This window comes from Bacillus sp. P4_D3, from assembly GCF_056401855.1.
This window is the reverse complement of record NZ_JBFUIN010000331.1, coordinates 1-3,532: the sequence shown is the minus strand read 5'-3', so window position 1 is coordinate 3,532 and position 3,532 is coordinate 1. Positions and strand designations below refer to the sequence as shown.

Genomic DNA, 3,532 nt, shown 5'->3' with positions numbered 1-3,532 from the left:
AAACAGATGTAGGAAAGTATAGTAAGTTAGATATTATTTTTATGATCCCATTTATGACCCCGCCGTATATCGGATCAATGGGATGGATTTTGTTCATGCAACCTAACGGTTATTTCGAACAATTTTTTCCGACTTTAAAGCCGATTTCATCATCATTTTTTAGTTTAGGCGGTATGGTTTTAATTATGAGTCTGCATTTATTCCCATTCCTTTACTTCATGTTGAAAAACACGTTACTTCAAATTGGGAGTAGTAAAGAAGAAGCTGCAGCAGTTCATGGTGGAAGCTTTTTCTATCGTTTAAGAAAAATAATATTGCCGTTATTGTTATCAAGTTATGTAATGGGTGCTTTACTCATTTTTGTAAAGACGATTGCCGAATTTGGAACACCGGCTACATTCGGACGTAGAATAGGATTTCATGTGTTAACATCAGAGATTCATAAATTTATCTCAAGTTGGCCGATTGATTTTAGTAGTGCCACAGCATTATCTTCTTTATTACTTAGTGCGTGTATGCTCATTTGGTATATGCAAAATGTATTGAACCGAAAGTACTCATATGCAATGGTTAGTGGAAAAGGTGTGAAATCTAAAAGGTATACTTTGTCTATATTTACACGTTTTATAGCATGGGTTTATGTAATTGGTTTACTAATAGTAGCAATTGGTATCCCATACTTTTCTATACTCATAGCTTCTTTATCTAAGTTAAGAGGCGGGTGCTTACATTTTAATAACTTTACAACAAGCCATTATGAAGCATTATTTACAATTGGTTCTCCGGGATTAGAAGCTTTATGGAACAGTTTTCTTTTTTCACTCGTAACGGCGATTGTTGCTGTAATTATTGGAGTCTTTTTGGCACTTATGATTCGAAAGGGGAAAAAGTCCTCTGAAAAATGGCTTGATATGTGCGGTATGTTACCGAATATGGTACCAGGAATAGTGATGGTTGTAGGGCTTATTTTATTTTGGAATTCACCATATATGCCTATATCAATTTACAATACGCCTGTCATGGTTATCGTAACGTATGTTGTTCTTTTTTTACCTTATACGGTGCAGTATGTAAAAGCATCGCTCGGACAAATTGATGATTCTCTTGTACAGGCAGGGAGTATTTTTTCTGGAAATTATATTTATATTTTTAGAAAAATAATATTGCCTCTTATTATCCCAGGCATTCTGGCTGGATGGGCGATGACATTTACAATTTCGATAAGAGAGTTAGTAGCATCGCTTCTTGTACTACCCCCATCAGTAGAAACGTCAGCAACGTTTATTTTTGCTCAATTTGAACAAGGGGAAGTATCTATAGGAATGGCGATGGCCGTTGTTTCTGTTGGGCTTACAACAATGTGCTTATTACTTCTGCAACATATGGAGCAAAAACGAAAAGGGGTAGCATGATGAGGATGGAAGTATGGGGAGGAGCGGGAGAATACGGTCGTTCCTGCTATTTTGTAAAAAATAAAGAGATGAAAATAGTATTTGATTGTGGTATTAATCGATCCTATGAGGAGAGTTATCCAAAAATAGAAAGAGAAATAGTTACATTTTTGGATGCGGTATTTTTATCACATATTCATGAAGATCATACGATGGGATTACCTTTATTGACGAAGTATGGATATAAGAAAAAAATTTGGACGACTCGTTATACGAAGGAGCAACTGCCAGCTTATTTTGAAAAATGGAGAAACTACAATCTTTCAAAAGGGTGGGATTTACCTTATAACGACCAAAATATTAAAGATTTAAATTATGTATGTATTGATGAGATTAGTAATCCAAATGAATGGATACAGATTACACCAACGTTGCGGTTTCAATGGGGGTATAGTGGGCATGTATTAGGAGCTGTTTGGTTTTTAGTGGATATGTGTAATACATACGTATTTTATTCTGGTGATTATTCAGCAGAATCTAATATACTACGAGCTAATTTACCTGAAAATTTGCGAAGCGATATAAAAATTGCAATTGTAGATGCCGCTTACCACACTGATGATGTTTCGCAAAATGAAAGATTAGACGATCTATGTACAGAAATTGAACGAGTTATGCAAAATAAAGGAATAGCATTACTACCGCTGCCGCAACTTGGTAGGGCGCAAGATATAGTATTGTATTTATATGAACGATATAAAGAATTTCCGCTTATAGTAGATAAAGAAATTTTGGTTGGTTTTGAAGAGATGTTCATATATAAAGATTGGATAAAAAATAATGAAGAACTTCAGTGGATTATGGAGAGTTTGAAAAGAAACATAATAGTTATGGATAATGACATTAGTATGCAAAATAGTTACGGAATAGTTGTAATGAGTGATGCGAATATGCAAACGAAACGAGCGCAGTTATATTATGAACAACTTCGGCATGAAGAACGAAATTCCATTATCTTTACTGGACATATTGCTAAAGGGAGTTTTGCAGAAAAAGTTATGAAAGAGCATGTAAGGAATACATGTAGGGTGAATCGAGTTCCGTATAAAGTTCATCAAAGTATAAGTGATGTTAAGGAAATGTTAAATACATTATTACCAGAACATACGGTGTTAGTGCACGCTCTTAAAGAGGATACGGATCGATTACAACAAAAGCTAAGTACAGCAGGATATGAAAATGTATATTCACTTGCAATGGAACGTATAGAAGTAATTTAAAATGTAAAGGGGATAGGTATATGAAAAAAGTATTTGTATTCGTAAGCATTTTCTTTTGTTGTTTCCTTTATAACGTTAAGGAAGGGTTTGCTGCTAGTCCAATGAAACCTAGTTTTGAAGTGAAGTTATTATTAAAGCCAGAACAAGTATTAGGTTATAACAAAGAGATGAAGCAAGAGGTACTAGAACATTTCCAGGCTGGTACAAATTATGAAAGAATACAAGTGCAATTTCTAGATACGGTGAATAAAAGTTTAAGTAACGAAGGTTGGTTTGCGAGAATTCGAAAGAAAGAATTTAGTAAAGATTTTGAGCTAACATATAAAAAAAGATATCCTATTCAAAATGGTGTAATTCAAGATGCACTAGAAGTAGCTAAAAAAGATGGATTTGATAGTAAAACTGATAGTTATGAGGCGGAAATAGATTGGGGATTTGGGAAGAAAACGTTAAGTATTTCAGATAAGAAAAGTTACAGTGCTAAAGGATATGGGGTACTTGATTTACCAAATGAACAAGCTGCTCAAAATATGTTAATAGAAAAGTTACCAGGGAAAATGAACAAATGGTTGTATACGAATTGGGGAGAAGAGATGCTCAAGGATTCTCACATTTACGGTCCTGTATTAATGAAACGGTATACAGGTGAATTTGAAAATATAAAAACGAATATTGAAATTTGGCCATTAAGTAATACCGGGAAGATAGAAGATGACTTCGTAATAGAAGTGTCGTTTAAAACAAATGAGGAAAGTATCGCGACAAAACAAAGAGAATTATTAATGGCAAGTATAGAGAAAAAAGGATGGTTGTTACCGAAAGATAGTTTGAAGACAGAGCTTATTTTTCAGTAAATAGGAA

Annotated in this window: 3 protein-coding genes; all 3 read left to right on the top strand. The window is 34.0% G+C overall.

What is annotated here, in order from left to right:
- Positions 1 to 1,412, top strand: a 1,412-nt coding sequence (locus AC1DTM_RS20485) for an ABC transporter permease (protein ID WP_477000750.1), incomplete at its 5' end; no start/stop codon positions are given.
- Positions 1,409 to 2,671, top strand: a complete 1,263-nt coding sequence (locus AC1DTM_RS20480) for an MBL fold metallo-hydrolase (protein WP_016104439.1) — start codon at positions 1,409 to 1,411, stop codon at positions 2,669 to 2,671. The genes AC1DTM_RS20485 and AC1DTM_RS20480, both read left to right, overlap by 4 nt.
- A gap of 20 nt (positions 2,672 to 2,691) precedes the next feature.
- Positions 2,692 to 3,525 carry a hypothetical protein gene (locus tag AC1DTM_RS20475; RefSeq protein WP_016104440.1) on the top strand — a complete coding sequence of 278 codons (834 nt, stop codon included), beginning with the start codon at positions 2,692 to 2,694 and terminating at the stop codon, positions 3,523 to 3,525.
- Positions 3,526 to 3,532: the final 7 nt, after the last annotated feature.